Source organism: Streptomyces sp. NPDC053542, from assembly GCF_044544685.1.
Taxonomy (GTDB): domain Bacteria; phylum Actinomycetota; class Actinomycetes; order Streptomycetales; family Streptomycetaceae; genus Streptomyces.
In genome coordinates this window covers 38,770-65,581 of record NZ_JBITXL010000001.1, presented here as the reverse complement: position 1 = coordinate 65,581, position 26,812 = coordinate 38,770, and the positions used below count along the sequence as shown (strand labels likewise).

The 26,812-nt window shown below is 71.5% G+C and carries 20 protein-coding genes; 8 read left to right on the top strand and 12 right to left on the bottom strand.

Going from position 1 to position 26,812, the window contains the following annotated elements; all coding sequences use genetic code 11:
* Positions 1-40 precede the first annotated feature (40 nt).
* A complete protein-coding gene (locus tag ACIGXO_RS00285) occupies positions 41-1,018 on the bottom strand; it encodes a helix-turn-helix transcriptional regulator (protein ID WP_399778461.1) in 978 nt (325 codons plus the stop codon).
* A gap of 104 nt (positions 1,019-1,122) precedes the next feature.
* On the opposite strand from ACIGXO_RS00285, the gene ACIGXO_RS00280 reads away from it, so the two are divergent.
* The gene (locus ACIGXO_RS00280; protein WP_399778459.1) at positions 1,123-1,530 is read left to right on the top strand and encodes a DUF3224 domain-containing protein; all 408 of its coding nucleotides are present in this window, start codon (positions 1,123-1,125) and stop codon (positions 1,528-1,530) included.
* Between the two features lie 89 nt (positions 1,531-1,619).
* Here the strand turns inward: ACIGXO_RS00280 and ACIGXO_RS00275 are convergent, their stop codons facing one another.
* The gene (locus ACIGXO_RS00275) at positions 1,620-1,697 is read right to left on the bottom strand and encodes a 50S ribosomal protein bL37 (protein ID WP_370443954.1); all 78 of its coding nucleotides are present in this window, start codon (positions 1,695-1,697) and stop codon (positions 1,620-1,622) included.
* 292 nt (positions 1,698-1,989) lie between these two features.
* Here ACIGXO_RS00275 and ACIGXO_RS00270 point away from each other — a divergent pair, with 292 nt between their 5' ends.
* The 3 genes from ACIGXO_RS00270 to ACIGXO_RS00260 all read left to right on the top strand — a co-directional run bounded on the left by ACIGXO_RS00270 (position 1,990) and on the right by ACIGXO_RS00260 (position 3,490).
* Positions 1,990-2,310 carry a hypothetical protein gene (locus ACIGXO_RS00270; protein ID WP_399778457.1) on the top strand — a complete coding sequence of 107 codons (321 nt, stop codon included), beginning with the start codon at positions 1,990-1,992 and terminating at the stop codon, positions 2,308-2,310.
* A gap of 242 nt (positions 2,311-2,552) precedes the next feature.
* Positions 2,553-3,236, top strand: a complete 684-nt coding sequence (locus ACIGXO_RS00265; protein WP_399778455.1) for a TNT domain-containing protein — start codon at positions 2,553-2,555, stop codon at positions 3,234-3,236.
* Between the two features lie 20 nt (positions 3,237-3,256).
* Entirely contained in the window at positions 3,257-3,490 is a 234-nt protein-coding gene (locus ACIGXO_RS00260) for a hypothetical protein (protein ID WP_399778454.1), read from the top strand.
* Between the two features lie 2 nt (positions 3,491-3,492).
* Here ACIGXO_RS00260 and ACIGXO_RS00255 read toward each other — a convergent pair whose 3' ends face one another.
* From ACIGXO_RS00255 to ACIGXO_RS00240, 4 genes are read right to left on the bottom strand one after another with little or no spacing between them, the layout of a single operon-like run.
* A complete protein-coding gene (locus tag ACIGXO_RS00255; RefSeq protein ID WP_399778452.1) occupies positions 3,493-4,965 on the bottom strand; it encodes a GH1 family beta-glucosidase in 1,473 nt (490 codons plus the stop codon).
* On the bottom strand, positions 4,962-5,807 hold the full coding sequence (locus tag ACIGXO_RS00250; protein WP_399778450.1) for a carbohydrate ABC transporter permease: 846 nt from the start codon (positions 5,805-5,807) through the stop codon (positions 4,962-4,964). Before ACIGXO_RS00250 ends, ACIGXO_RS00255 begins: the two co-directional genes overlap by 4 nt.
* Complete coding sequence (locus ACIGXO_RS00245) at positions 5,804-6,847, bottom strand: carbohydrate ABC transporter permease (protein WP_399778448.1); 1,044 nt, start codon at positions 6,845-6,847, stop codon at positions 5,804-5,806. Before ACIGXO_RS00245 ends, ACIGXO_RS00250 begins: the two co-directional genes overlap by 4 nt.
* Complete coding sequence (locus tag ACIGXO_RS00240) at positions 6,798-8,090, bottom strand: ABC transporter substrate-binding protein (protein WP_399778447.1); 1,293 nt, start codon at positions 8,088-8,090, stop codon at positions 6,798-6,800. The genes ACIGXO_RS00245 and ACIGXO_RS00240 overlap by 50 nt, the downstream gene beginning before the upstream one ends.
* Before the next feature lie 265 nt (positions 8,091-8,355).
* Between ACIGXO_RS00240 and ACIGXO_RS00235 the strand changes: the two genes are divergently transcribed.
* A complete protein-coding gene (locus tag ACIGXO_RS00235; RefSeq protein ID WP_399778445.1) occupies positions 8,356-9,372 on the top strand; it encodes a LacI family DNA-binding transcriptional regulator in 1,017 nt (338 codons plus the stop codon).
* Between the two features lie 56 nt (positions 9,373-9,428).
* Here the strand turns inward: ACIGXO_RS00235 and ACIGXO_RS00230 are convergent, their stop codons facing one another.
* From ACIGXO_RS00230 to ACIGXO_RS00205, 6 genes are all read right to left on the bottom strand, one after another.
* Entirely contained in the window at positions 9,429-10,292 is an 864-nt protein-coding gene (locus ACIGXO_RS00230; protein ID WP_399778443.1) for a polysaccharide lyase, read from the bottom strand.
* A gap of 72 nt (positions 10,293-10,364) precedes the next feature.
* Positions 10,365-12,044 (bottom strand): right-handed parallel beta-helix repeat-containing protein, encoded by a 1,680-nt coding sequence (locus tag ACIGXO_RS00225; RefSeq protein ID WP_399778441.1) that lies wholly within the window; start codon positions 12,042-12,044, stop codon positions 10,365-10,367.
* A gap of 79 nt (positions 12,045-12,123) precedes the next feature.
* Positions 12,124-13,929, bottom strand: coding sequence for a right-handed parallel beta-helix repeat-containing protein (locus ACIGXO_RS00220; protein WP_399778440.1), 1,806 nt, complete (start codon positions 13,927-13,929; stop codon positions 12,124-12,126).
* Complete coding sequence (locus ACIGXO_RS00215; protein WP_399778438.1) at positions 13,926-15,158, bottom strand: glycosyltransferase; 1,233 nt, start codon at positions 15,156-15,158, stop codon at positions 13,926-13,928. The genes ACIGXO_RS00220 and ACIGXO_RS00215 overlap by 4 nt, the downstream gene beginning before the upstream one ends.
* A gap of 77 nt (positions 15,159-15,235) precedes the next feature.
* Positions 15,236-16,132: a hypothetical protein gene (locus tag ACIGXO_RS00210; RefSeq protein WP_399778436.1), complete on the bottom strand. Its 897-nt coding sequence runs from the start codon at positions 16,130-16,132 to the stop codon at positions 15,236-15,238.
* Positions 16,133-16,870: 738 nt separating this feature from the next.
* Positions 16,871-18,268 (bottom strand): tetratricopeptide repeat protein, encoded by a 1,398-nt coding sequence (locus ACIGXO_RS00205; protein ID WP_399778433.1) that lies wholly within the window; start codon positions 18,266-18,268, stop codon positions 16,871-16,873.
* A 579-nt stretch (positions 18,269-18,847) separates the two neighbouring features.
* Between ACIGXO_RS00205 and ACIGXO_RS00200 the strand changes: the two genes are divergently transcribed.
* The 3 genes from ACIGXO_RS00200 to ACIGXO_RS00190 all read left to right on the top strand — a co-directional run bounded on the left by ACIGXO_RS00200 (position 18,848) and on the right by ACIGXO_RS00190 (position 26,793).
* A complete protein-coding gene (locus ACIGXO_RS00200) occupies positions 18,848-19,855 on the top strand; it encodes an alpha/beta fold hydrolase (RefSeq protein ID WP_399778430.1) in 1,008 nt (335 codons plus the stop codon).
* A gap of 1,019 nt (positions 19,856-20,874) precedes the next feature.
* Positions 20,875-23,394, top strand: a complete 2,520-nt coding sequence (locus tag ACIGXO_RS00195) for a Pls/PosA family non-ribosomal peptide synthetase (protein ID WP_399778428.1) — start codon at positions 20,875-20,877, stop codon at positions 23,392-23,394.
* Positions 23,395-23,541: 147 nt separating this feature from the next.
* Positions 23,542-26,793, top strand: coding sequence for an amino acid adenylation domain-containing protein (locus tag ACIGXO_RS00190; RefSeq protein ID WP_399778425.1), 3,252 nt, complete (start codon positions 23,542-23,544; stop codon positions 26,791-26,793).
* Positions 26,794-26,812 lie beyond the last annotated feature (19 nt).

Below are 26,812 nucleotides of genomic sequence, written 5' to 3'. Positions count from 1 at the left end.
ACCTGCCGCGGGCGCCCGGCCGGGGTCCGGACGCGGGCGCTCACGGCGCCGCCGTGTAACGGTGCGTCAGCTCCGTCACCGTCCGGGCCACGGCCGCGCGCAGCTCGGGCGGGCCCAGCACCTCCGCCTCCGTGCCCAGCCTGAGCAGGTCGCCGACCGCGACGGCCGGCGTCTCGACCGCCATCACGACCCGGACCCAGCCCTCGTCGTCGGGCGGCCCGGCCGCCGCGAGGGCCCGCGCGCCCGCCGCCCCGAACTGCATGGGCAGCAGCTCCCGGCCACGGGGCGAGAGCCGCAGCTGCGCGACGCCCTGGTGGAGCGCGGTCTCCAGGCGGCGGGAGGACTCCGCCCAATGAGCGGCCAGGTCGAATTCCGCCGGCCGGTCGAAGACCTGCTCCGTGACGTCGACGGCCAGCAGCCGCGAGATCCGGTAGGTGCGGACCGCCTCGCCCGCCAGCGCCACCAGGTACCAGATGCCGCCCTTGAGGACGAGGCCGAGCGGACTGAGGCCGAGCGCCCGCTGCCCGCCACCGCCCCACTTGCGGTACTGGACGCGCAGTACGCGCTGTTCCCACACCGCCTGGGCGACACGGCCGAGATGGGGGACCGGATCGGCCTCGCGGAACCACGCGGGCGCGTCCAGATGGAACCGGTCCTGGATGCGCCGCGACCGGTCCGCCAACCCGGCCGGCAGCGCCGCCTGCAGCTTCAGCTGCGCGGTGGCCAGCACCGCGCCGAGGCCCAACTCACCCGCCGCGCCCGGCGCCCCGGCGAGGAAGAGCGCGTCGGCCTCCGCGTCGGTGAGTCCGGTCAGCCGTGTGCGGTACCCGTCCATCAGGCGGTAGCCGCCGACGGGGCCGCGGTCGGCGCACACCGGGACGCCCGACGCGCCGAGCGCCTCGATGTCCCGGTACACGGTGCGGACCGACACCTCCAGCTCGGCGGCGAGTTCGGACGCCGTCATCCGCCCGCGGTTCTGGAGCAGGAGAAGCAGGGAGAGAAGCCGGTCGGCACGCATGGGCGCCATTCTCCCGCGGTACCTGACAGAAGATGTCAGGTACCGCGGACAGGCTGGTCACACACCGCGCGGAACAGGCCGTGCGACCGATCGAAAGGGCGGCCATGCCCGCACAGACCACCGGCCACTTCACCTACGCCGACTGGCAGGAGCGCACCGTCGGCCCGGACGGCGCGCATCCGAAGCTCGCGCACGCCTCCGTCACCAACTCCTTCACCGGGGGCATCGAGGCCGCCCGCACGACGTGCGAGTACACCATCGTCTACGCCACGGAGAAGACCGGCACGTTCACCGGCATGGAGCTGCTGACCGGCAGCGTCGACGGACGCGCGGGCACCTTCGTCGTCGAGGAACGCGGCGCCTTCGAGCCCGACGGCACCGTGCGCTGCGCCTTCGAGGTGGTGCCGGGCACGGGCACCGGCGAGCTGGCCGGGCTGCGCGGCACCGGCGCCTTCACCGCCGCGCAGGGCGCACCGTCCATTCCGTACACCTTCGAGTACGTACTGGACTGACTGACGGCCGGGACCGTATCCCCCTGAGACAGCAAAGGAGGCCGGGCGCCGTGGCGGCCGGCCTCCTTACCTGCGGCGTCCTTCGTCCTTCAGGACTGCGGACGGCTGCCGTGGTTGGCACCGTTCTTGCGACGTGCCTTCTTCTTGCGGCGGCGCTTGGACGACATGACGGCTCCTTTCTCGCGTTGCTTTAGCCGAGTTTCCACCCTTTCATACCGGTATCCCGCTCGGCGATCTCGGGGGCCCGTACCCAGCCCCGCACGCGCAACGCCCCCTCTTTCGCGTGAACCACCTCACGCCGCAGCGGCCACCGCCTCACGGTGCAACGACCGGCGCCCGCCTGGGGCACCGTGCGATCCAGTGATCTCTGTGCCGGTAGTCGGGTGAAGTTCCGTTAGCCCTGCGCCACCGCACGGAAGGACGGACTCGTCACATCCATGATGCGAGGGAGAGAGCACCGTGCGTACCCGACTCGCGGCAGGTGCGGCAGCCGCCGCCTCCATGATCGTCCTTCTCGGCGCCCCCGTGGCCGCCGCCTACGCCCCGGCGTCCGCCGCCGGAGCAGTGCAGGTCGCCGACCCGGGCGACGAAGACCCCGTCAACGGCCCGACCGGCATGGCCGGCGACACGGAGGCCGGGCCGGGCGCCGTCCCGGGGCAGGAACAGAACGCCATGCCGGGCGAAGCGCCGGGCGAGACGCCGAAGCAGCCGGGCAACAACGGCCTCCTCGGCGGTGGCGGCAAGGGCGGCCTTCTCGGCCTGGGGCTGCTGGGCCTCTGACAGGACCGGTCCTCCGACAGAACACCTGCGGCAGGGGTCGCCCGCGCGGCGGCCCCTGCCGCAGTGTTGTGCGGCGCCCGTCGGACCCGTGTGCCCGCCGCAGGTGGCCGGAAATCGGCCCAGCGCGCTACCGCCCTGTGTGAACGACCGGTTACCGTGCGGAACGCCCCGAGCTGATGGTATTTCAGCCGGTGGACCGTCCCCACGCAGCAGGTCTGCACGCCGCACAAGGAGAGCCCCGAGTGAACCGACTCCGTACCCTGCTCGCCGCGCTCGGCCTGGCCGCCGGGCTGGCGGCCGCCCCCGCCGCGAGCGCCGCGCCGCAGCAGCAGGAGAAGCGCCCGGCGGCCGAGGCCGCCGCCCGGCCCGAGCCCTGCACCGGCAAGTTCAACGGCGACGCGCGGCTCGGCCCGAAGTGGCTGCCGAACAAGAACCTGGCGCCGGTGGGCCCGCTGCTCAAGGGGTACCACCGGACGGGCGCGCTCTCGCCTGCCGCCTTCCTGAAGAAGTACTGGGAGGGACCGGCGGACTCGGGCAGCTGGAAGTACCCGCCCAACGACGGGTTCGCCGAGGTCAACGGCGAGATCGACAAGGAGCCCGCGAAGCTGCGCAGCGGCCAGCGGCTGGACCGCTTCGGCTCCGTGTTCGGCGGGTACCTGGCGCCGGCCGGCGACCCCTACGCCGAGCGCGCGCTGCCCCCGCAGAACCTCAACACCCGCGAGGCCGCCTCGCCGTGCGACTACCACACGTACAAGGTGATCAAGCCGTTCTGGGTGTGGCAGGGCAGCATCGCCCCCTGGTTCGAACAGCCCGGCGGCGGCCAGCAGATCAAGCTGGACCCGGTGTTCCTGAACCCGGGGGAGGGGCAGCGGCTCAACGTGAAGTGGCTGCTGGACCACCGGTACCTCGTGCCGGCGGACGCGTAGACCGGACGGCGGACGACGCCATGGACCGGCAGCGGCTGCGGTCCGCGCTGCGCGCGGCCGGGGTGGCCGACGGCCACTACCGCATCGAGGGCGTGCACGAGCCGGCCCCCACGCCCCCCGACTTCCTGTATCTGCGCAGGACGCCGGACGGGGCGTGGGAGACCGGTGCGTACGAACGCGGGCGTTACGAGGTCATCGCCCGCCATGAGGACGAGGCCGCGGCCTGCGCCCACCTGCTGGCCCTCCTGACCTGAGATCAGGGGTTCAGAGGGAGCGCATTCGCGCGGGACACCTTCGCGTACCACCGGGCGCTCGCCTTCGGGATGCGGCGCCCGGTCGGGTAGTCCACGTACACCGCGCCGAAGCGCTTGCTGTAGCCGTAGCCCCACTCGAAGTTGTCCAGCAGCGACCACAGGAAGTAGCCGCGCACGTCCACGCCGGCCTCGATCGCGCGGTGCACGGCCGTCAGATGGCCGTGCAGATACGCGATCCGGTCCGGGTCGTGCACCGCGCCGCTGGGGTCGGCGTAGTCGTCGCACGCCACGCCGTTCTCGGTGATCATCAGCGGCAGCTCCGGTACCTCCTCCTTCAGCCGCAGCAGCAGGTCGTACAGGCCGCTCGGATCGACCGCCCAGCCCATCGCCGTCGTACGGCCCGGCGGCCGGTGGAAGACCACCTCGTCGGCGCCCGGCCACGGGCTGTGCCCGCTCTCGCCGTGCCCGTCGAAGGAGTGGCCGGGCTCCTCGTCGCCCGCCGCGGACACCAGCGTCGGCGTGTAGTAGTTGACGCCCAGGAAGTCCAGCGGCTGCCGGATCGCCGCGGCGTCACCGTCCCGCACGAAGGACCAGTCGGTCAGCCGCGCCGTGTCCGCCAGCAGGTCGTCCGGGTAGCCGCCGTGCAGCAGCGGGCCGGTGAACACCCGGTTGGCCAGGGCGTCGATGCGGCGCGCCGCGTCCGCGTCCTCGGGGCTCCCGGTACGCGCCCGTACCTGATGGATGTTGAGCGTGATCGCGACCTCGGCCGCGGCCGGGAGCGCCGCGCGCAGCGCCTGGACCGCGGTGCCGTGCGCGAGGTTGAGATGGTGAGCGGCACGCAGCGCGGCGACCGGTTCGGTGCGCCCCGGCGCGTGCACCCCGGAGGCATGGCCCAGGAAGGCGCTGCACCAGGGCTCGTTGAGCGTGATCCAGGTGCCCACCCGGTCGCCCAGCGCGTCGGCGGCCAGCGCGGCGTACTCCGCGAACCGGCCGGCGGTCGCCCGCTCCGGCCAGCCGCCCGCGTCCTCCAGCTCCTGCGGCAGGTCCCAGTGGTACAGCGTGACCACCGGCCGGATGCCCTTCGCCAGCAGCTCGTCGGCCAGCCGGCGGTAGAAGTCCAGGCCCTTCTGCACGGCCGGACCGCGCCCGGTCGGCTGGATGCGCGGCCAGGACAGCGAGAAGCGGTACGCGCCCACGCCCAGCTCGGCCATCAGCGCGACGTCCTCGCGCCAGCGGTGGTAGTGGTCGGTGGCGATGTCGCCGGTGTCGCCGTTGCGTACCTTGCCCGGCGTGCGCGCGAAGGTGTCCCAGATGGAGGGCGTGCGGCCGTCCTCGGCGGCCGCGCCCTCGACCTGATAGGCGGCGGTGGCCGTGCCCCAGAGGAAGCCCGGCGGGAACGAACGGGCGGCGAGGTCGTGCGATGCGGTGGTCAAGGCGTTCCTTTCCGAAGGGTGGAAGACGGGCCGGGCGGTCATCCCTTCACCGCGCCCTGCATGATCCCGCCCACGATCTGGCGGCCGAAGACGACGAACATCGCCAGCAGGGGCAGCGTGCCGAGCAGTGCGCCCGCCATGATGAGCGACTGGTCGCGGACGTAACCCGCGCTCAGCTGGGTCAGCGCCACGGGGACCGTCGGGTTGGTCATGTCCAGCGCGATGAACGGCCAGAAGAAGTCGTTCCAGGCGTGCACGAAGGTGATCATGAAGAGGACGGCCATGGCCGGCCGGGCGACCGGCAGCACGATGCTCCAGAAGATGCGGAGCGAATGCGCGCCGTCCACCCGGCCCGCCTCGACCAGCTCGTCGGGCAGCGCCTCGGCCAGGTACTGCCGCATGAAGAACACGCCCACCGCGCTGACCAGGGTGGGGAAGATGACCGACGGCAGCCGCTGGCCCCAGCCCAGCTCGCTCATCATCATGAACAGCGGCACGACACCCAGCTGCGGCGGCACCATCATCGTGCCGATGACCAGCATGAGCAGGACGTTCCGCCCGCGGAAGCGGAGCTTGGCGAAGGCGAAGCCGGCGAGGGTGGCGAACAGTACGGTCGACAGGGCGATGACGCCGGCCACGATCAGGCTGTTCGTCATGGCCTTGCCCAGCGCCGCGTCCTGCCACGCCTTGCCCAGGTTCTCGAAGAGATGCGGGCCCGGCAGGAACGGCGGCGGCGTCTGCGACACCCGGGTGTTGTCACTGGAGGCCGCCACCAGCGTCCAGTACAGCGGGAACAGCGAAGCGAGCGTCGCGACGGCCAGCAGGACATAGGCGACCGGTCCCGCGTGGTGCTGGCGCCCGGCGCCGGGCCGGAAGGACATCACTGGCTTCTCCTGGAGACGTGCCGGGGGCCGGCGGCGCGGGAAGCGAGCCGCTTGACGACGCGCTGTACGACGAAGACGAGGATCAGCAGCAGGAACATCGCCCAGGCGATGGTCGCCGCGCGCCCCATCTGGTAGTTCTTCCAGCCCTCCTCGTAGAGCAGCAGGCCCAGGGTCTGGTACTGGTTGTCGGCGCCGCCCGTGATGCCGTTCGGACCTTGGCCGAAGATGAGCGGTTCGCCGAAGAGCTGGGTCGCGCCGATCGTGGACAGCACGATCGTGAAGACGACCGTGGACCGGATGCCGGGGATGGTGACCATGCGGAACTGCTGCCAGCGCGAGGCGCCGTCGAGCGCGGCGGCCTCGTACCGCTCGTCCGGCACGGCCTGCATCGCCGCCAGGTAGAGCAGCGCGTTGTAGCCGGTCCAGCGCCAGATGACGATCGCGGAGACGGCGAGCTGGGCGGCCCACTTGTCGTTCTCCCAGTTGACCGGGTCCATGCCGACCAGCCCCAGCAGCCAGTTGATCATGCCGAAGTCGCGCTCGAAGAGCATCGTGAAGACCAGCGCGGCAGCGCCCACGGACGTCGCGTACGGCGTCAGCGCCGCGACCCGGAAGAAGGCCGAGCCGCGCAGCCGGTAATGGAGCAGGTGCGCCAGGCCCAGCGCCATCAGCAGCTGCGGGACGGTGGAGAGCACGCCGAGCGTGAAGGTGTTGGCGAGCGCGTTCCAGAAGCGTTCGTCGCCCCACAGCGCTGTGTAGTTGTCGAGTCCCACCCACTCCATGAGGTCCATGGAGGCCAGCTCCACGCGGTGCAGCGAGATCCACGCGGTGTAGAGCAGCGGATAGAAACTGAAGGCGGCGAAGACGACGAAGAACGGGGCGACGAAGGCGTACGGGGCGCCGCGCACGTCCAGCCGGTGCCAGAACGTACGCCGCCGGTAGGTCTGCAGGGCCACCGGGGTCCTCCTGTATCGGTCGGTTCCGGGGCGGTCAGCCGGTGGCCTTCTTGATGCGGTCGTCGGTGGTCCGCCAGGCGGCATCGGGGCTCTTGCCCTGTGCCTCGATGAGCGTCAGGCCCTGCTGGAAGATGTCCTTGATCGCGCCGTCCTTGCGGCCGAGCACCTGCTTGTCGGGGATCTCCCGGGCGGCGGCGCCGAAGATCTCGCCGATCGGCGCGTCACTGAAGTACGCCGACTCCGCGTCCGCCACCTCGGGCGCCTTCAACGCCTGCTGCGAGGACGGGAAGTTGCCGAGCTTCTCGAAGACGTACGCCTGCTGCTCGGGCGCGGTGAGCCACGCGACCAGCTTCTTCGCCTCCTCCTTGACCGGGCTCCGCTCCATCACGCCGAGGAAGGAGCCGCCCCAGTTGGCGCCCTTCGGCGCCTTGGCCACGTCCCACTTGCCCTTGTTCCCGGGGCCCGCCTTCTCGCTGATGTGGGCGAGCATCCACGCCGGGCACACCGTCGTGGCGAACGTGCCGTTGGCCAGCCCGGGGTCCCAGCCGGGCTGGAACTGGCGGAGCTTGGCGGTCAGGTCCGCGGAGGCGGCTTCGGAGGCCAGCTTCCAGGCGCCGGTGACAACGGGGTTGTCCTGGTAGATCAGCTTGCCCTTGGTGTCGTAGAACTGCTGGGAGCTGCCGTAGATCATGGCGTTGAACAGACCGCTGGCGCTGTCCATGAAGGCCACGCCGTCCTTCTTGGAGCCGGCCTTGAACTTCCGCCCCGCGTCGACGTACTTCGACCAGTCGCCCGCCCAGAGCTCCGCGACCTTCTCGCGGTCGGTGGGCAGCCCGGCCTGCGCGAAGAGGTCCTTGCGGTAGCAGACGGCCATTGGGCCGATGTCGGTGCCCAGGCCGATGACCTTCTTGTCCGCGGTGGTCACCTGGTTCTGCTTCCAGGGAAGGAAATGTCCGGTTCCGGGGGTCTTTGACAGGTCCGCGAAGGTGGCCGCGCGGGTGTCCACGAGCTCCTTGGCGCGCCCGACTTCGATGCCCTGGATGTCCTTCAGGCCGCTGCCGGCGGCGAGATGGGTCTGCAGCGCGGTGTAGTACGTCTGCTCGTCCCCGGCGACCTCCGCCTTGATGGTGACGTCCGGGTGCTCCTTCTCGTAACGCTCCAGCAGGCCGGTCTCCTTGAAGCCCATCACGCCGTACAGGCCCATGGTGATGGTGACCTTGCCGTCCTTGATCCCGCCGCCGGTGTCCGCGGCGCCGCTCCCGCCACAGCCGGCGACCAGGCCGAGCGCGGCGGCGGCCGCCACCACCGCCAGGGATCTTCTCGTCATCGTTTTCCGAACGCGCATCGCCGTTCCCTTCCCAGAGCCAGGCCGACATGGGCACGTTCCCATTCGCCGACAGCAGCGACTGGGAACGTGCCCACCGATGTTCCGGAAGAGTGACGGCACCCATCGCTTGTGTCAATGACTTGAACACAGACGGGAGTTGGCGCTCCGCTCAGCACACTGCCCGAAGGCGGTACGGAGCGCGCCGGAGGTCTGGCACAATGCGCTGGTGAACGGGGCGGGGACGGGACACGGCGGGGGTGGCGCGATGCCGGGCGGACAGCGGCCGACGATAAAAACCGTGGCGGCACGCGCCGGCGTCGGCCGCACGACGGTCTCCCGTGTCATCAATGGTTCGACGCTCGTCAGCGACGAGGCCAGGGCCGCCGTCCTGGCCGCCATAGCCGAGCTGAAGTACGTACCGAACTCCGTCGCCCGCGGCCTGGTCACCAGCCGGACCAACTCCATCGCCCTGGTCATCCCCGAATCGGAGTCCCGGCTCGGCGCCGAACCGTACTTCGCCGCCGTGATCCGCGGCGTGAGCACCGGCCTCGCCGACACCCGGACCCAGCTCCAGCTGATCCTCGTCCGTGACCAGGGCGAACGCGACCGGCTCACCGCGTCCGTCGCGGAGCGGCGGGTGGACGGCGTCCTGCTGGCCTCCGTGCACGAGCACGACCCGCTGCCCGCGCTGCTGGAGGACATGGGCCTGCCCACCGTGCTCGCGGGCCGCCGCGGCCCCGGGGAGTCGCTCAGCCACGCCCACGCCGACAACGTGGGCGGCGCCTGCGCGGCCGTCCGGCACCTGCTGGAGCGCGGTCGCACCAGGATCGGCACGGTCACCGGGCCGATGGACATGGACGTCGGCCGCGGCCGGCTCCAGGGCTGGCAGGACGCGCTGCGCGCGGCCGGTGCGCGGCCCGAGGAACGGCTCGTGGCCCGCGCGGACTTCACCGAGGAGGGCGGCCGGGCCGCCGTGCGCACGCTCCTGGACCGCGTTCCCGGCCTGGACGCCCTCTTCGTGGCCTCCGACGTGATGGCGGTGGGCGCCCTGAGCGAGCTGCGCGCCCGCGGGCTGCGCGTCCCCGAGGACGTGGCCGTGGTCGGCTTCGACGACTCCTTCCTCGCCCGGCACACCCATCCGCCCCTGACCACCGTCCGGCAGCCCGTCGAAGAGCTGGGCACCACCATCGCCCGCGTCCTGCTGCGCGAGATCGCCGACCCCACGGCCCCCCGGCAGCAGATCGCGCTGACGACGGAGCTGGTGGTCCGCGAGTCCTCCTGAGAGCCCGTGCCCGGACCCGTGCCCGGCGCCCCGTGCCCGGGCCCCGCGCGGCCGGGTCAGTCGCGCCGTATCGGACCGATCCGCTTGTGCGAGACGGCGAACGCCGCGAAGTCCGCGTAATCCGCGTCCGGCGTCGCCCAGCTCGGGTCCGAGCCGCCGAAGAAGGTCGAGAAGAACACGCCCTCGATCTGCAGCTTCTCCGAGGTCCGGAACTTCAGCTCGTCCTCGCGGAGCACCCGGCGGCCGTCGAGGAACACCTCGACCGAACCGTTGTCCTCGTCCGGTGTGTTGAGCCGTACGGCCTGTTCCACGCAGGTCCAGCGGCCGGTCGGCCACTTCCACTTGCCGCGGCCGAGCGAGGTCCCGTGCTCCACGGAGGTCGGCAGGTACGCGTACACCTCGCCGCGGCCCTTGCGCCGCCACATGTACCGCGTGGACAGGCCGTTCTCGCCGTCCGGGATGCGCCGGCCGCCGGTGACCGAGCCGCCGTACAGGCCGGGCAGCTTGCCGCCCTTGACGAAGTCGAAGCCCTTGGGAAAACGCAGGTAGTAGCGCAGGTGGAGGGAGTCGGTCGGCCCGGAGCGGAGCGGCAGGTACAGCTGCGCGCCGCCTTCCGGGCGGCCGTAGCGGCGGGCGACGGTGGGGCTGGCCGAGCGGGCCGGATACCGCACCCGCAGCACCGGCCCGTACACCGGGTGGTGCCGCAGCGCGGCGCGGTCCAGGCCGAAGGAGCCGTCCTCGCGCGGCCTGAGCCGGGGCCCGAAGAACCGGGCGACCGCCGCGGTGTCCCAGTCGAGGGACGGTTCGGCGGAGGGATCGTCCGTCTCCCGCGGCGGGGGTTTCTCGTCCGAGCCGGAACAGGAGGCGAGGAGGGCGGCCAGCGCGGCCGCTCCCGCGGCGACGAACTTCCGACGGTCCATGGGCCGGGTGCTCCTGTCCTGGCTCGGGGGCATCGGCCGCCCCGCCGCACGTGGCGGCGGGGCGGCCTGCTGTCAGGCGGCGGCGACGCGGTAGGACACCGCCGAGCTGCTCGCCTGCTTGGCGCGCAGGGTCACGGTGCCGTTCGAGTCCGCCTTTCCGGTGGCCACGGTACGGCCGTCCGCGGTGAGTTTGTACGAAGCGCCCGGTTTCAGGCCAGTTACCGTGAACGCCGCTGAACTGGCCGAGTCCAGCTGTACGTTGACCGGGTTCTGGTCGCGGAAGGCGATCGACCCGGGTGTGCCGGAGTCACCCTTGACGGAGTACGTCAGTCCGGACGGCGCGGTGTTCCGGTCGAAGTACGTCCCGGTGGTCTGCTGGGTCAGCGCCCCGGAGCCGAACGTGCCCGTGAAGGTGTTCCCGCTGAACGTCAAGTCGTCGGCCTGTCCGATCTTCAGGACGTTGCTCCCGCTGCCGTCGAAGGTGTTGCCGGTGAACGTCAGCCGGGCCGGCCGGCCGGTGTCGTTGGTGTACGCGGGCTTGTCCGAGCCCTGGTACGTGTAGACGGCGTACTGCCCGCTGTCCGTGACGGTGTTGTTCGCCGAGGTGATGTCCTGCGAGCCGACGCTGAAGCGCAGCCCGAACTTGGCCCGCGTGACGGTGTTGTTCTCGATGACGTCGTCGCTGCTGTCGAAGACCGCGATGCCCGCGCCGTTCGGCTGGTCGTGGACGTTGTTGTCGCGCACGACGGAGTCGGTGACGCCGCGGTGCAGCATGATGCCGTGCACCTGGTTGTCCGACGCGTCGTCGTCGCCCGGCGGCAGATAGGGCGGAATGCCGTTGTGGTCGCTCTCGTTGCCGACGATCTCCAGGTGGTCGCACCGCTGGGAGCAGATGATCCCGTGGTTGCCGTTGTCGTGCGCGTGGTTGTTGGTGATCGTCAGGTGGTCCGAGTCGTCGTGCGGGTCCAGCCCGTACGCCACGTTGTGGTCGTACTCGTTGCCGTCGAAGGTCATCCCGTAGGCGCCGAACGTGTAGGTGCCCATGTAGTTGTGGTGGAAGCGGCTGCCGATCTGGTCGCCGAACACGTCCAGCTTGTCGCAGACGTCCTGGTGGGTGATGTCGCAGCCGCGGGCCTTGTACGCCACGCCGTAGCTCTCGGCCGCGTAGTAGCCGAGGTAGCCGATGTCGCTGTGGTAGATGTTCATCGTCGACTCGCGCGGCGTGCCGTCGGCGTCGAGGTAGGACAGCGCCCGTATGAAGGCCCGTCCGCGCTCTCCGGAGCCGGCGGAGGTGTCGGTGTCGGGGCCGTTCCCGTCCCACGAGGTGATGTCGACGCGGTCGATGTCGATCGTGCCGTACTGCGCGGTGATGGAGGCGACCTCGGTGGGCCCGCCGCCCGCCGGGCTGTTGAGCCGCAGGGTGTTCACCTCGCCGCCCGCGGCGGAGCCGTGCAGCTCCAGGGTGGAACCGTTCTGGACGACCAGGTTGGCGTCCAGCTGCCAGGTGCCGGACTCGTCGACCTTGTGCAGGGGAGCGCTCGGGCACTGCGTGCTGATGCTCGACGGCGACCACGTGCCGGACATGAGGTACACGGTGTTGGTACTGGCGGCGTACCGCACCTGTCCGGAACAGGCCGCGGCCTGTGCGGGCGGGGCGAGCACGCCGGTCAGGCCGGTGACCAGGGCGCCCGCCGAGAGCAGGACGATGCCCGCGCGCAGGGTTCTGATGACGCCGGATGATCGGTCGGTCATGGTGTGCGACTCCTTCTCCGGTTCTCCGGCCGCCGTCCCGGTGGGGCGGCGGCCGGATCGGGGCACGGCTGACGTTGCGTCAGGCCGTGTTCTCCACGTGTCCTGCGACCTTGGGCCGTGGGGTGCCCCGGTGCCGGACGTGGTGGAGGGTCTGCAGGACGACGGCCAGGGCCAGGGCCACCAGGGCCGCGAAGCCCAGCCAGGGGAACGGCGGCAGCGAGACCTCGGTCTTGCCGTGCCGCTTGACCTCGCCGTCCCCGTCCAGGGCCACCGGGGCCCGGACGCGGGAGTCGGTGAGGTCCAGCAGGGACCGGGCGTCCGCGTCGATGCCCTGCCGCTCGGCCAGGACGTCCAGGGACTTCCCGGCGGCCCGGACCCCCTCCGCGAGGTGCATACCGCGGTGGGAGCTGCCGATCGTCACGTTCTCCAGGCGGGCCGAGGCACCGAGGTCGACGGCCGTGGTGCCGCCGGACAGGGCGCCGCCGGTGACCCGCAGCGCGGGGGAGCTGGAGGCCAGGCCCTTGCGGCTGGCCTCGCTGACCCGGACGCCCTTCAGGGTGATGTGCCGGGTGGCTCCGGAGACGAGTACGCCGGTCTCGCCGCCGTCCACCCGGACGTCGCGCAGCGCGACCCGGTCGGCCCCGCCGCCGATGGCGATGCCGGTGCGGTTGGCGGACAACGAGGTGCGTTCGACGCGGACACGGGAGCCGGTGATGCCGATGCCGCGGTCGAAGCCGCTGACGGTACCGCCGGAGACCGTGGCGCCCCGGATGCCCTCGGCCAGCAGGATGCCGGGCTCGCTGCCGTTGTGTCCGGTCAGCTCGGGCTCGCGTACCGTGACCGAGCTGTCGCTGCCGGAGACGCGCACCGCGGCGCGCGACGAGCTCTCCACCGCGGCCTTCTCCACGACGCACTCCCGGCAGGACGTCAGGTCGATGCCGCCGCCCATGTCGAAGCGGGAGGTGGGAGAGGTGAGCCGCAGGCCGCGCTGGAGCGTGGCCTTGATCCCGGCGCCGTCGTTGTCGCGGGTGCTCAGGCCGGCCAGGGTGCGGTTGTCGGTACCGCCGAGGGCGATGCCCGTACGGCCGTTGGACTCGGCCACAAGGCCGCTCGCCTTGGTGCCCCGGTCGCCCTTGAGCACGATGCCGTCCTCGGTGGCGCCGGTGGCCGTGACGTTCTTCAGGCTGACGTCCTTGGAGCCGGCCAGCCGCAGCCCGGTGTGGTTGTCCTGGAACGTCGTGCCGGTCGCCGACCCCGTACTGCCCCGTCCCCAGGTGACGCCCGACTGCTCGGCGGTCGCGGACGAGCCGAGCCGGCCGAACCCGCTGACGGTGGCGTTGCGGAAGTCCATCCGGCCGCCCGCGCCCATCGAGAGGTACGGGCGCCCGGGCGCACTGGCCGGCGCGGGGCTGGAGCCGTCCTCGGCGACCGAGGCCAGCGTGGTGCTGTCGACGTCCAGGGCGGCCCGGCTGCCGCTGATCCACGTCCCCGACTTTGCCGTCTTCCCGGCGGTGAGCAGGACCTTCTTCGTCCGGTCGTCGATGCGCAGGATGGTGTCGGGGGCGAGCAGCACGGCGGTACGGATCCGGACGGTGGACGGCCGGCCGGGCTCGGAACCGATCCACTCCCGGCCCGCGTTGGCGGCCAGCCAGCCCAGCGAGACGGACGGCGTCCCCGGGTACAGCCGGCGCACCACGACGCCGTGGCTGAGCAGGCTCACGCTGCGCGGCCGCAGCACCATCAGCTTGTCGGGCTGCCCGGTGCGCTGCCAGGCGGCGACGTCCTCGGGCAGCCCGACGGCCGCCGCCGGCGTCCCCTGGGCGCCGAGGGCCAGGACGGCCGAGAGGGCGGCCGCGGCCGCCCCGAAACGGTGTACGGTTTTCATGCGCCTGCCTCCGAACCCGCTGCCTGCGGCGAGGTCCGCACCGCGACACCGTTGACGACGGACACCTGCCGGGTCAGCCAGCGCTGCCTGCGGATGGTCAGCAGGGCGCAGATCTTCACCCCGGCCATCAGGAACGACACCAGCACGAAGCCGGGGACGAGGAAGAACGACGACGGCTTGCGCACCAGGTGCGGAAGCATCTTCATCGCCCGGCTGATCCACCACCAGGCGGCCAGGCAGGCCACGAAGAACCAGTCCTGCCGCACGATCGCCCACGCCATGAAGAACGGCGCGATCAGCAGCGTGAAGCTGCTCACCGCCTTGTCGGCCATGGTGAAGGCGAGGAACGGATGGCGCCGGATCCAGCGGGACGACAGCGCTCTGAGATCTGATCTCCAGGTGTTGCGGGACCAGCGCAGCCGCTGCTTCATGAAGATCCGCCAGGTGCCCGGGAAGGTCGACCACACCCGGGCCGAGCGCTGCATGTACGTACGGTGGCCGCGCGCCAGGGTCAGCGTGGTCAGCCGCTTGTCGTCGCCGGACATGCACGGCACGCCCATGAACGTCTCGTGCATGAAGTCGTCGGATATCTCCAGCAGCAGCTCGCGGCGGTAGACCGCGGTCCGGCCGGAGAGGCAGGAGACGGCCCGGCCCACGGCGGTCTGGGCGGCGTTCTCGTCGAAGTACCGGTAGTCCAGGTACATGTCGTTGACCCGCTGCAGGAAACCCCGCGGGTTGTAGACGTTCTGCCGGGTGCCGACGCCGCCCACCTTCGGGTCGGCGAACGGCTTGCACACCTCGGCGGCCACGTCGTCCGCCCAGATGGTGTCGGAGTCCACCAGCGCGACCAGGTCGGTGCTGCACGCCTCCCAGCCGCGACGCAGCGCGTCGCGCTTGCCGGGCACGTCGGTGATGACGACGGTCACGGGATAGCGGGCCGCGACCTCCCGGCACGCCTGGTCGGTGACGTCTATGACGAGGACGACCTCCTCGACGTCGTTGGCCAGCCAGGACTCGATGGCGTGCGCGAAGATCTCGGGGTCTTCCTGGTACACCGGGACGACGATGCTCAGCGGCAGCCGGAAGTCGTTCCGCACCGGGCGGTACAGCGCGGCCGGCGCGCGGCGCACGAGCCAGCAACTCCAGCGCACCAGGCCCAGGATGCCCAGCGGCAGGTAGACCAGGTAGTACCGGAAGTCGTAGAGCGTGGTATCCAGTAGGGCACTCATGGTTCCGTTCTCGATGACGGGTGAGCCGAGGCCGGGCAAGGGGGGAGTGGGGGCTCCGAGGGGGGTGTCCGCGAAGGTCAGGCCAGTTCGGCGGCCAGTTCGTCCGCTTCGCGGTCGGCGCGCTCGATCAGCATGTCGTTGACCTGGACGACGGCCTTGAGCAGCGGCATGTCAAGGTTCAGGGACTCGGCGAGGCCCAGGAAACCCTGGGTGTCCTTGGGCAGGCACACCCCGCCGTACGGCGCTCCCCCGCGGATGCCGTAGAGCGGGTTGTAGGAACCCTCGGCGGACCGGGCCACGGTCTGCGCGATGGGGTCGAGGTCCAGCCCGAGGGCCTGGCTGACCAGCCACATCTCATTCCAGAAGCTGATCTTCGTGGCGTTGTAGATGTTGTGGGCGCACTTGACCAGCTCGGCGGCCGCCGGGTTGGAGAAGGTACGCAGCTCCCCGCCGAACGGCGCCAGCAGCTCGGTCAGCCGCTCCACCGTACGGTTGCTGCGCGAGGCGATCACCGTCATCCACGGGTGCCGGAAGTCCTCCAACGCCGTGGCGGCGCGCAGGAATTCGGGGTTGCCGGCCAGCGAGAAGCCCTCGCCGACGCACTTCCCCGAGTGCTTCTCCAGCAGCGTCTGGACGAGGCCCTCGGTGGTGCCCGGCGGCACGGTGGAGCGGACGACCACGGTGTGGTCGCCGGTGGCGTCGGCCAGGGCCGCGCCCACCGAGGCGGTACCGTCCTCGAAGGCCGTCAGGTCGTAGCGGTGACCGACGTTGGGCGTGGGCAGCGTGAGGAAAATGAAGGCGTCCGGTTCATTACGCAGATCGAGCACGTCACGCGCGTCCAGCTCCTGCGAGCGCAGGTATTCCAGCCGCTGGTGCGAGATGTCGATGAAGGTCACCTGGTGGCCGGCGTGTAAAAAGCCCTTACCGGTAGCCGTACCGACGACGCCGGAACCCACGATGAAAATACGTGCCATGGTGCTGTCCTCCTGGTGGATGTGCGTGCTCGACGCGACGCGACAGTGGTAACGAAAAAGGTGCGGGCCGGAGGGAACCGATCCGATGTCACGGCCGTCGGAGCAATGGCGCACGGGGCGGGCCCGCGCGTTCCGGTGAGCTCGGACGGGACAGTGCTGCCGGGTGCGTCAGGCCCCCCTGCCTGATCAGCATGTATGCATCCTCCGCCGGACGGCGCCTGTACGACTGCGTGACGGTGTGAGCGCTGAGTCGCACTCTGCACTCATCGGGACGGACAGTACAGAAGCCGACTTACTGAGAGGGCAGGAAATTGCCGTGAATCCTGAATTCCGTATGCCCGGCTCCGGTACGGGTCCAAAGGCGTCGATATCCTGCAGAAAAGCGCTGATCGGAGCGGGAAACCGGCAGGCCGGAACTCCCGCCGGTGAGCCGGGCGTACGCCGTCTCCTCGGTACGGGCACCGGGGCATGACAAGCGTTTTCGCGGGCTGCGTGCCGGGGCCATCGAATTCAGTAGGTTGTCCGAATCGGCGAGATTGCCGGGACCGTTAATGAGACGCGCGGAATCACTGTTCCGTGACGTCAGGAAGAGCGCTCGTCACGCCCGTCCCTGTCGTCTCCCGAGCAGCGCGCGGCGGAGGCGGGCCGCGCCGCGCTGACCTGCGCGAGCGCGGCGCGCGGCGGATCGAGCGGGGTGTGTGGCAGTGCGGCGCGCGCCGCTGGCCGGAACCGCGTCCGTCACCTTGCCGCCTGGGCAGCGGCCTTCTCGCGCGCCGCCGCGGCCCGCTCCGGAGCGCCGAGCTGCTCCTCCAGCCGCGCCTGCGCCGACCAGTTGTACGGGCAGACGGGGCGCAGCTGAATGCGCTCGCTCAGCAGCGTGCGCGCCAGGTCCGTACGGCGTGCGCGCAGCGCCGCCTCGACCAGCGTGCGCTGCACGGCGTCCCGCTGCGCGTGGCTGCCGCCGAAGGTGTGCAGCCGGTGCCGCACCGGCAGCAGCAGATCGGCGGCGCGGCCGAACTCCTGCCGCCCGTACGCGATCAGCGCCCGGCACACCGGCAGCCCGATGTCCGCGGTCATCGCACGGTTCGACACCGCAGGCGCCGCCCCGGCCAGCCACCGCTCCCGGTCCGCCACCAGCCGCTCGGCCAGGCCGAAGCGGCCGGCGCCCACATACGCCATGACCGCGTGCACGTCGTTGAAGGCGTAGTGCGCGCCGTCGTCGCGGCGCTCCCACGCGTCGGCGAGCCGCGCCCACCGCCCGCTCTGGTCCTCGCCCGCCAGGTACAGCCGCCACAACAGGGCGGCGGCGTCCAGCAGTTCCATGGCGACGGGCGCCGACCCCTCGTGGTGCAGCGCCGCGTCGTAGATCTCCAGCACCCGCGCCGCGTCGCCCATCTCCAGTGCGTACAGGGCGTAGTGCCACCAGTTGTGCACGGTGAGCAGGGTGCCGTCCGCCCAGTGGTCGGTGCGGGCGTCCAGGAAGCGCATCCCGTCCGCGCTGCGGCCCCGCATCTCATAGCTGTGCACGACACCGTGGATCGCCCACACGTCGTACGGATGCCGCGCGAGCGCTTCGAGGCCCGCCTCCTCGGCGCGCTCGTAGTGCCCCGACTCCTCCAGCCCGAACGCGTACATGCCCAGCAGCGGGCCGCGGTGCGGGTCGTCCGCCTCCCAGGCGCCCAGCGCCCCGCCGATGCGGTCGCGCAGGCGCTGGGCGTCCCCGGTGAGGAAGTCGTGCTGATGCCCGGCGAAGAGCGCCAGCACATCGCGGGGATGGGCGACGGTGAGATCACCGAGCAGCCGGCCGGCGCCGTGCAGGTCCCCGTCCAGCCAGGCAGCCGCGGCGGCGAGATGCATCCGCTCCCGTGACGTGAGGGCCGCCTCGTCCAGACCGGAGCGGAAACGGAGGAAGGCGTCGCGCGCCGCGGCCGCGTCCTTCTCCTCCGTGCCGAGCACACCGAGGTACGCGGCCAGCACCTGGCCCATCACCGACCGTGGCGACGCCGCCAGCGCCGCGCCGGCCGCCTCGACCACCTCGGGCCGGAAGAACACCAGGTGGTCCAGGGCCCGTTCGTAGTGGACGAGCGCATCGGCACCGGTATGACTCATCCGGTGCCCGTGCCGGTCCGCTGTCATAGGTCCCTCCTGCGTAGCCGGTCCGCCTGCCCTCAGCGATGGTGGACGACCGGCGGCCGCCGGGAGCGGAATCCGGTCCCCGAGGGCCACCGCCCGTACCAGGCCAACGATCACAGCCCTACCCGGACACGATCCGGACAACCGCCGTCCGCCGCCGGACCGCGCACGAGTGCCGCGACCGCGTCGCCACCAGCACGCGTACGGCCGCCGCGCCCGCTCGCCTGCCGGGCCGTCCCCGGGCCGGCTCCGGGCGATTCGGTCAGCGGGGCCGGGGCCGGAAAGCGGGGCTCCGGACCGCCGCGCGGCACCCGTCCGTACCCAAGCGGCCCAGCCGCCGCGGCAGTCACCGGACATCCGGGGCGGGACGCGGGCCCGCACCGCCACGGAAGCGGCCGGAACCCGGCACCGGGGACCGCCGATCCCGTCACTCGGGATACGGGCGGAACCGCCGCGAGCGCGGTCGCCCTGCCTCTGCTTTCTTTCCTTTTGCCGGACCGGCAAGAAAGCTCGCCACCGCCGCGCGGCCGCCCGATGATCACAGCAAGCGGGACTTCGCCCGCCCCCACCGCAGGAGGAGACATGCCGCAGCCCACCTCTGTACCGGCCCAGCAGCACCGCCTGATCCGCACGCCCGGCGGCCGTATCCATCTCGTGGAGCAGGGCACCGGCCCCCTGGTCCTCTTCCTCCACGGCTTCCCGGAGTCCTGGTACTCCTGGCGCCACCAGCTCCCGGCGCTCGCCGCGGCGGGCTTCCGCGCGGCGGCCCTCGACGTCCGCGGGTACGGCCGCTCCTCCGCGCCCGCCGCGGTCGACGCGTACCGGATGCTCGACCACGTCGAGGACACCGCCGCCGTCATCGAGGCCCTCGGCGCCGGGAGCGCGGTCGTCGTGGGCCACGACTGGGGCTCGTCCATCGCCGCCCACACCGCGCTGCTCCGGCCGGACCTCGTCACGGCCGTCGGGCTGCTGAGCGTGCCGTACGCGCCCCGGGGCGGGCCCCGGCCCACCGAGGCGTTCGCCGCGCTCGGCGGCGACGAGGAGTTCTACGTCGGGTACTTCCAGGAGCCCGGGCGCGCGGAGGCCGAGATCGAACCGGACGTGCGCGGCTGGCTGGCCGGGTTCTACGCCGGGCTCTCGGCCGACACGATGCCGCGCGACGGCGAGGGCAGCCTCTTCTTCGTGCCCAAGGGCGGCCGGCTCCGCGACCGTTTCCCCGCCGGCAGCCTGCCGTCCTGGCTCACCGAGGCCGAACTCGACGTGTACGCCGGGGAGTTCGAGCGCACCGGCATGACCGGCGCGCTCAACCGGTACCGCAACGTCGACCGGGACTGGGCAGACCTCGCCCCGTGGGACGGTGCGCCCGTCACCCAGCCGGCGCTCTTCCTCGGCGGCACCCTCGACGCCTCCACCACCTGGATGCGCGAGGCCATCGAGGCGTTCCCCACCACCCTGCCCGGCCTGGTCTCCTGTCATCTTCTGGAGGGCTGCGGCCACTGGATCCAACAGGAGCGCGCCGAGGAGGTGAACCGACTCCTCATCGACTGGCTCGGTTCCCCCGCCGTGCGAGTCGGCTCGGACATGCCCTAAATCACACACCGTGCGACGGCGCCGGCCAGCGGGCACCAGCACCGGGAAGCGGCTGGCGTCCCTCGCCGCACTCGCGACGGCGGGCGGTGGGGCGCACTCCGGTGTTGACAGCGGGGGGTGCGCGGGGGGCGCGTTCTTTTTGCGTGCGCCCCCACCCCTCCGGACCGTGGCGTGTGAGGCCGTCCGGTTCCGTTGTGCAGTCCTGCTGCCTGCACAAAAACCTGTGGGTGAACCGCTTCTCGCCGAGTTCGGCCACCGGATGGTTCCTAAGTCTGGGCGTGCTTAATCTGCTGTCACCACCTATGCGCGTCTCGAGGGGGAGCCGTGCTCATGACGTCGATGCAGGGTTACGACAGCCTGGTTGGTAGGGGGGAGGCGTCCGGGTCGGGGGGCCCAGGCGCTCACGGGGAACGGGGGGTATTTCCGGAGCGTTCACCGTACGGTGACCGCTCGCCGCAGGACCGGCCGGCTCCGGCCGTGCGCGCCGCGGGGGCGTGCCCGGCGACCGTGCCGCCGCACCGTGTCCCGTCGCACCGGAGGACCTGTGCCGCGCCCTTCGGGCGGGCCACGGAGAGCCACCGCGCGCGCCGGTCGGACCCGGCGCGCAGCAGACGCCTGACGAGGTGCGGATACCTTGACCGGGCCGCTCTGAAGGCCGGCTTCACCGGCCGGGGCGTCGCCCCGGACGCAGCACAGGACCTGGACACCGTGCCGGGCCTCAGTCACCGCACCGAGGATCCTCACCCCACGGAGGACCCGGGCCCCGCCGAGGACGACGGCGAGAGCGATCACCACGACCGCGCCGGGCCGCGGGCCGCGCCTGCCCTTGTGGCGGGTCGCGCAGCGGGTGTCTGCAGTGAGCCCCTTCTTCTCATGCCTTTTCTTCTCGTGCCTCGCGGTGCCGTCCTGCCCTGCCCAGGAAGGCGACCACCGCGGGCTTCGCACCAGTCCCCCCACCGCGCAGACCGAATGCGTTGAATTCGCGCACAGCTATCGACTTTGACTTACAAGGAGCTCACGTGGTGGGAAAACCTGCCGAGATTTCGGCAGCGGATCTGGTTGAAACTTCAACTATTCAAAATGGGGGTACCGCGCCGACGACCGGCGCCGAGCTCATATTCGCCGAGGTGCTCGCCGGTGTGGTGAATTCCGAACAGATTTCGGTCGACAGTCATTTCTTCGACGACCTCGGCGCCAACTCCCTGCTCATGGCGCAGTTCTGCGCGCGGGTCAGGAAGCGCGGCGACCTGCCGTCGGTCTCCATGAAGGACGTCTACCGCCACCCCACCATCCGCAGCCTGGCCATGGCCCTGCCGGCCGTCCCGTCCGCCGAGGCCGGGCCGCCGGTACCGGTCGTCCCCGAGGAGCCGGCGCCCGTCGGCAGCACCCCGCGGTACGTCCTGTGCGGCACGCTCCAGCTGCTGATCTTCCTCGGCTACTCCTACCTCGCCGGCCTGGTCACCATCCGCGGCTTCACCTGGGTCGCCGCCGGCTCCGGACTGGTTGACATCTACCTGCGGTCGGCCCTTTTCGGCAGCGCCGGATTCCTCGGGATGTGCCTCTTCCCGGTCGCGGCCAAATGGATTCTCGTCGGCCGCTGGCGGACGATGGAATTCCCGGTGTGGAGCCTGGCCTATCTGCGTTTCTGGACGGTCCGGGTACTGATCCACGCGAACCCGATGCGGCTCTTCATCGGCAATCCGCTCTACGTGCTGTACCTCCGGGCCCTCGGCGCGCGCATCGGCAAGAACGTCACGATCCTCTCGCCCGCCGTCCCCGTCTGCACCGATCTGCTCACCATCGGCGCCAACACGGTGATCCGCAAGGAGGCGTACTTCCTCTGCTACCGGGCGCACGCCGGGCGGATCCAGACCGGCCCCGTCACCCTCGGCCGGGACGTCTTCGTCGGCGAGCGGACCGTGCTGGACATCAAGACGTCGATGGGCGACGGCGCCCAGCTCGGCCACGCCTCCGCGCTGCAGAGCGGCGAGGCCGTGCCGGCCGGGCAGCGCTGGCACGGCTCACCGGCGCAGCGCACGGACGTGGACTACGTACGCGTCGCGCCGGCCCGTTGCGGCACCCTGCGCCGTTTCGGGTACGGCTTCCTCACCCTGGTACAGGTGTGCGTGGTGTACGTGCCGCTGGGCGTCGGGGCCATGTACCTCGTGCTGACGGAGGTCCCCGCGCTCGGCAGGTGGCTGGGGCCCGGCACCGAAGGGCTCACCTCGGCGGCGCTCTATCTCGACGCGCTGGTCATCTCCGTGGTGGTGTTCTTCGGCTTCAACCTGCTGGGCATGGTCTGGCTGTTCACCGTGCCGCGGCTGCTGAACCTGATGATCAAGCCGGACAAGGTGTATCCGCTGTACGGCCTGCACTACTCCGTGCACCGGGCGATCGCGCGGATGACCAACATCAAGTTCTTCAAGTGGCTCTTCGGCGACAGCTCCTACATCGTCCACTACCTGCGCTGCCTCGGGTACGACCTGTCCCAGGTCGAGCAGACCGGCTCCAACTTCGGTACGGGCATCGCCCACGAGACCCCGTTCCTGAGCAAGGTCGGCAGCGGAACGATGGTCGCCGACGGGCTGTCGGTCATCAACGCCGACTTCTCCAGCACCTCCTTCCGGGTCTCCCGCGCCGAGATCGGCGACCGCAACTTCCTCGGCAACTTCATCGCCTACCCCGCGGGCGGCCGGACCGGGGAGAACTGCCTCCTCGCGACCAAGGTGATGGTCCCGCTCGACGGCGAGATGCGCGAGAACGTGGGCCTGCTCGGCTCGCCGAGCTTCGAGATTCCCCGCACGGTGGAGCGCGACACCCGCTTCGACCACTTCCGCACCGGGGACGAGTTCCGCCGGCGCCTCGCCGCGAAGAACCGGCACAACATCACGACGATGGGCATCTTCCTGTTCCTGCGGTGGGTGCACGTCTTCGTCCTCACCGTGCTGGCCGTCGCGGCCATCGAACTGTACGGCGTGGCGGAGCAGTTGCTCATCGCCGCCTACATGGTGCTCAGCATCGCCTTCACCGGCGCCTACTTCGCCCTCGTGGAGCGGGTCATCCTGCGGTTCCGCCCGCTGCGGCCGCAGCTGTGCTCCATCTACGAGCCGTACTTCTGGTGGCACGAGCGCCTGTGGAAGGTGCCCGACACCCACTTCAACGTCTACAACGGCACGCCGTTCAAGAACCTGCTGTGGCGCCTGATGGGCGTCCGGATCGGCCGGCGGGTCTTCGACGACGGCTGCTACATCACCGAGCGGACGCTCACCGCCATCGGGGACGACGCCACGCTCAACATGGGGGCCAAGATCCAGTGCCACTCGCAGGAGGACGGCACCTTCAAATCCGACCACAGCACGATCGGCGCCGGCTGCACGCTGGGCATCGGCGCCCTGGTCCACTACGGCGTCACGATGGGCGACGGCGCGGTACTGGCCGCCGACTCCTTCCTGATGAAGGGCGAGGAGATCCCAGCGCAGGCGCGGTGGGCGGGAAACCCGGCCGCCGAGACGCACCGGGCGCCCCACCGGACCGCATGACCCAGCGACCACCGCAGATGCCGGACGACGACTCGCACCGGCGTGCGCCGAGCGGCGCGCCGGCGAAGCAGCAGACGACCACGACCGCGCCGCTCCGGACAGCGGCGCGCGGCACCGCGACAACGGTGCCTGGAGGGGGAAGATCCCATGGCAAAGCCGGCTGAGAGCGGTCGGGAATTCTGGCGGGGTGTACTTGTGGGAGGCGGCGCCACCGCGCTCCCGCGGTGGACCCGGCATCCGGTACCGGGCGTCGCCGAGCACGTGGCGAGCGTCCCGGCCGAGGTGGTCACGGCGGTACGCCGGCTGGCGGAGGAGCTGGCGGTGCCGTTCGACTCCCTCCTGCTGGCCGCGCACGCCAAGGTCCTCGCGGCCCTGGCGGGCGAGCGGGAGGTGGTGACCGGCCATGTCGCCGTACGGGACGGCCGGCCGCTGCCCTGCCCGCTGACGACCGGCGCCGGCACCTGGCGGACGCTGGTGCACGACGTGGACCGCGCCGTCTCCGCACTGCTGACGCACCGTGAGTTCCCGGTCGAGGAGCTCCGGCGGGAACTGGGCGTGACCGGTCCCGAGTACGAGACGGTGTGGGACCCGACCGGCGGCGAGGGCGAGCCGGCCGGGAACACCGTGCTGTGGGTGGGCGTCACGGCACGTGGCGAGGAACTGGTACTGCGGCTGCGGTACCGCACCGAGGCGCTGGATGCGGCGTGCGTGGACCGGATCGCCGGCTACCACCGCCGCGCACTGGCGCTGCTGGCCGCCGGGCCCGACGCCGACCACACGCGGCAGAGCCTGCTGTCCGCCGGCGAACTCCGCTACCAGCTGGAGGAGTTGGCCGGACCGGAACGCGAGCTGCCCGACGCCCGCTTCCACGAGCTGTTCGAGCAGCGCGTACGCAGCCACCCGGACGCCGTCGCCGCCGTACAGGGCACCCGGCAGTGGACGTACCGGGAGCTCAACGCGCGCGCCAACCGGCTGGGCCGCGCCCTGCTCGCCAGGGGCCTGCGCCGGGAAGGCGTCGTCGCCGTGGTGACCGAACGCAACCTGGACTGGATGGCCGCCGTGCTGGCGGTCTTCAAGGCCGGCGGTGTCTACCTGCCCATCGAGCCGCACTTCCCGGCCGACCGCATCGCCACCACGCTCTCCCGCGCCGAATGCGGCCTCGTGCTCACCGAACCCGGCAGCACCGCCACCCTGGACGAGGCGCTGGCCTCCGTGCCCGGCGCCCGCAAGCTCCTCATCGGCACCGCGTACGAGGAGGGGCACGCCGAGGACGACCTCGGAATCCTCATCGAGCCGGACCGGCTCGCGTACATCTACTTCACCTCCGGCTCCACCGGCGAGCCCAAGGGCGCGATGTGCGAGCACGCCGGGATGCTCAACCACCTCTACGCCAAGATCGAGGACCTCGGCATCGGCGAGGGACAGGTGGTCGCCCAGACCGCGCCCCAGTGCTTCGACATCTCGCTGTGGCAGCTGGTCTCCGCACTGCTGGTCGGCGGCCGGACGCTGCTGGTCGGGCAGGACGCCGTACTGGACGTCCAGCGGTTCATCGACACGATCGCCGAGGGCCGGGCCGGCGTCGTCCAGGTCGTCCCCTCCTACCTCGAAGTCGTACTGTCCGCGCTGGAGGCAGCGCCCCGCGAACTGCCCGACCTGCGCTGCGTGTCCGTCACCGGCGAAGCCCTGAAGATGGAGCTGGCCCAGCGGTTCTTCACGGTCCTGCCGGGCCTGAAGCTGGTCAACGCCTACGGCCTCACCGAGACCTCGGACGACACCAACCACGAGGTGATGGACCGCGCGCCCGAGGGCGACCGGGTACCGCTCGGCCCGGCCGTGCGCAATGTGCACGTCCACGTCGTCGACGACCACCTCGCCCCGGTACCGCTGGGCGCCCCCGGCGAGATCGTCTTCTCCGGCGTCTGCGTCGGCCGCGGCTACGTCAACGACCCGGAGCGGACCCGGCAGGCGTTCCTGCCCGACCCGCACCGCCCCGGCGCACGGCTGTACCGCAGCGGCGACCGCGGCCGCTGGCAGGCGGAGGGCAAGCTCGAATTCCTCGGCCGCCGGGACACCCAGGTCAAGATCCGCGGCTTCCGCATCGAGATCGGCGAGATCGAGAACGCGCTGCTGCGGATGGACGGCGTACGGGACGGCGCCGTGGTGGTCGCCGAGCGCGCCGACCGCAGCAAGCATCTGATCGCCTTCTACTCCGGACGCGAACTGGAAGCCACCGCGCTGCGCCAGGGACTGGGGGAGTCGCTGCCCGGTTACATGGTGCCCGCCGCCTTCCACCACCTGGACAGCCTGCCGCTGACCGCCAACAGCAAGATCGACCGCAAGGCGCTGACCGCGCTGGCCGGCCGGCTGGGGATGGCCGAGGAGGACTACCACGCGCCGCGCACGGCCACCGAAAAGCGGCTGGCCGCCGCCTGGTCCACCGTGCTCGGCATCCCGCAGGAACGCATCGGCCGGCGCGACCACTTCTTCGACCGCGGCGGCACCTCCCTCTCGGCGGTCAAACTCGCCGTCACCCTGAAGCGCGCCGTCTCCCTGAAGGACGTCACCCGCCACCCGGTCCTCGCCGACCTGGCCGACCTGGTCGACGGCCGCGCCGTACGCCGCGAGGGACTGCTGCACGCCCTCGCGGAGCCGGGCGGCTCCACCGCCGGGGCGCTGGTGTGCTTCCCGTACGCCGGCGGCAACGCGGTCAACTTCCAGCCGCTGGCCCGCGCCCTGCGCGGCACCGGGCGCGCGGTGTACGCCGTGGAACTGCCCGGACACGACCTCGCGGCGCACAGCGAGCCGTTCGCGTCCCTGGAGGACGTGGCCGAGCAGGCCGCCACCGAGATCGTCCGGCGCGGCCTGGACAACGTACTGCTGTGGGGCCACTCCTCGGGCACCGCCTTCGCGGCCGAGACGGCCCGGCGCCTGGAACAGCGCGGCGTGACCGTCCAGCGCCTCTTCCTCGCCGCCCAGCTGCCCGGCGACGCCGCCGCCCGGCGCGCCGCCATGACCGCACTCGCCGGCCGCGACAACGCGCGGATCGCCGCGCAGCTGTCGGCGGAGGGCGGCTACACCGAACTGGAGGAGCTGGACGCCCAACGTGCCGAGCACGTCGGCGCGGCCTACCGCCACGACTGCGTCGCCGCCCACCGGTACTTCGCGGGCCTGCTGCAGGACCCGCCGACGGAGAAGCTGTCCGCACCGATCACCGTGGTCGTCGCCGCTGACGACCCGGCCACGGCCGACGCCCGGCTGCGCCACCTCGACTGGCAGCTGCTCGCCGAGGACGTACAGCTGCACGAACTGGCCGACGGCGGCCACTACTTCCTGCGCACCCGCCCCGACCGGGCGGCAGAGGCCGTACAGGCCGCCGCCGCTTTGCTGGCTTCTTCTTGAGAACAACGAAAGGAAGATC

Bases quoted from the DNA above. Each gene is read 5' to 3' on its own strand.
- ACIGXO_RS00280 (WP_399778459.1), top strand. From the start codon at position 1,123: ATGCCCGCACAGACCACCGGCCACTTCACCTACGCCGACTGGCAGGAG.
- ACIGXO_RS00240 (WP_399778447.1), bottom strand. From the start codon at position 8,090: ATGACGAGAAGATCCCTGGCGGTGGTGGCGGCCGCCGCCGCGCTCGGC.
- ACIGXO_RS00205 (WP_399778433.1), bottom strand. From the start codon at position 18,268: ATGACAGCGGACCGGCACGGGCACCGGATGAGTCATACCGGTGCCGAT.
- ACIGXO_RS00235 (WP_399778445.1), top strand. From the start codon at position 8,356: ATGCCGGGCGGACAGCGGCCGACGATAAAAACCGTGGCGGCACGCGCC.
- ACIGXO_RS00230 (WP_399778443.1), bottom strand. From the start codon at position 10,292: ATGGACCGTCGGAAGTTCGTCGCCGCGGGAGCGGCCGCGCTGGCCGCC.
- ACIGXO_RS00285 (WP_399778461.1), bottom strand. From the start codon at position 1,018: ATGCGTGCCGACCGGCTTCTCTCCCTGCTTCTCCTGCTCCAGAACCGC.
- ACIGXO_RS00200 (WP_399778430.1), top strand. From the start codon at position 18,848: ATGCCGCAGCCCACCTCTGTACCGGCCCAGCAGCACCGCCTGATCCGC.
- ACIGXO_RS00210 (WP_399778436.1), bottom strand. From the start codon at position 16,132: ATGGCACGTATTTTCATCGTGGGTTCCGGCGTCGTCGGTACGGCTACC.
- ACIGXO_RS00260 (WP_399778454.1), top strand. From the start codon at position 3,257: ATGGACCGGCAGCGGCTGCGGTCCGCGCTGCGCGCGGCCGGGGTGGCC.
- ACIGXO_RS00255 (WP_399778452.1), bottom strand. From the start codon at position 4,965: ATGACCGCCCGGCCCGTCTTCCACCCTTCGGAAAGGAACGCCTTGACC.
- ACIGXO_RS00220 (WP_399778440.1), bottom strand. From the start codon at position 13,929: ATGAAAACCGTACACCGTTTCGGGGCGGCCGCGGCCGCCCTCTCGGCC.
- ACIGXO_RS00275 (WP_370443954.1), bottom strand. From the start codon at position 1,697: ATGTCGTCCAAGCGCCGCCGCAAGAAGAAGGCACGTCGCAAGAACGGT.
- ACIGXO_RS00245 (WP_399778448.1), bottom strand. From the start codon at position 6,847: ATGCCGCCTGGCGGACCACCGACGACCGCATCAAGAAGGCCACCGGCT.
- ACIGXO_RS00215 (WP_399778438.1), bottom strand. From the start codon at position 15,158: ATGAGTGCCCTACTGGATACCACGCTCTACGACTTCCGGTACTACCTG.
- ACIGXO_RS00190 (WP_399778425.1), top strand. From the start codon at position 23,542: ATGGCAAAGCCGGCTGAGAGCGGTCGGGAATTCTGGCGGGGTGTACTT.
- ACIGXO_RS00225 (WP_399778441.1), bottom strand. From the start codon at position 12,044: ATGACCGACCGATCATCCGGCGTCATCAGAACCCTGCGCGCGGGCATC.